A 1360-nucleotide genomic window follows, 5' to 3' on the forward strand; every position below is an offset into this window, starting at 1 on the left:
GTAAGTTGCCTGGGCTTCCTGGCAAGCCCAAGGCAGGCGCGGCTGGCGAGGCAGCCTGGTAAATCAGTCTCGACGGAGACCAGACTTGTGCCGCCACACTCAAAACGTGAATAAGTGATCGAGGATCTATGGGAACGATCAAGCGCTTAGTGCTGTCCAGGAAGACCGCGGTAGCAATTGGAGTTGCCCTATTTGTTGCGGCATTAGTAAGCATTGGTATATTCGTGGCGGATAAGGTCGCAGCAGATGACCCCGAGGTTAACGCGTCGTTGAGTCCGAATTGGCTCCCTTCGAATGCCATCGCTCTAGGCGCAGCGACCGAGGAAGACTTCGCAGGGGTCCTCTATTACTCTCTACCCGAACTGCGCTTATGTCCTAGGTCTGACGGACGCTGGGATGGCTCTCTCCTGTGGTCTGGCTATATGCCGCACAAGAACCCAGATCCTAACAGCTCCGCCACCTATCGCATTCTTTCGGGCAGTATGATCAGTGAGGGGCAACTGGTTCTGGCATTGCCTTCTGGGACCACCGATATCAAACGTGCCACAGTCGATCTCAACATGGTCCAGCAATATGCTGATGGGATGTCCGGCCTTCCGATGATCGGAGGCATGACAGACCCTCCTCCAACTGTCGAAGAAACCTTCAGTCACAAGATCATAAGATTCAGCCCGTTTGCCGGAGCGGGCGTAGCTAGCGACGACTTCCTTGTAGCTGCAGGGCGAATATCCTTTATTCTTCCCGCCCTCAGCACAAGACGAAACGGCTTCGGGGACTGGCAGTTTGAGCTGCCGTTTAGCGGTCAAACTTATGGCGCGATGACTGCTGGCCTCGGTAAGGCAAGGCCCATTACCAGTGCTGACACGGGGCTCGTGCTTGCACAGGACCATCTGGACGAGCTTGGGGCCGACAGAGACCCCCCACCCCGCCTGGCAATTGCGCTTTGTCGTAACAATAAAACGTACACGCTTAGCGAGTTCAACTCTGAGCCAAGGCAAACTGACACCGAGTATCGCTGGACGACCAGCCTGCCGAACATCAGCCAGATCAACGGCCGAATTACCGGGGGAACCCTTCGGGATCTAGCTGACAACTCTCTTGGATTCAGCTTCGCCATCTTGGGAGCCCTGCTCGGTGCCGTCTACGGAGTGGCTCTGACCAGGAAGGAGCAAGGGCTGCCATCGCACCTGGCCGGCGGAAATCGCGGACCCGCTGCCCGGAGCAAACCTTCGCCGGAAGACGGTGCCGAGTCGCGTCCTAAGCGGAAGAGAGGCACCAAAGGTCGCAGGAAGTAATTTTCAGATATTTAGGCTGGAGCTTTCAAAGGATCTGTGACATTAATGCGGAAGTTCGCTCAGCC

The 1360-nt window shown here is 56.2% G+C and carries 1 protein-coding gene; it reads left to right on the forward strand.

Features of this window, described 5'->3' with window-relative positions:
• Positions 1–128 precede the first annotated feature (128 nt).
• On the forward strand, positions 129–1295 hold the full coding sequence (locus tag Cco03nite_RS41955) for a hypothetical protein (RefSeq protein WP_203699623.1): 1167 nt from the start codon (positions 129–131) through the stop codon (positions 1293–1295).
• Positions 1296–1360: the final 65 nt, after the last annotated feature.

It is taken from the genome of Catellatospora coxensis (assembly GCF_016862635.1).
Classification (GTDB): Bacteria; Actinomycetota; Actinomycetes; order Mycobacteriales; family Micromonosporaceae; genus Catellatospora; species Catellatospora coxensis.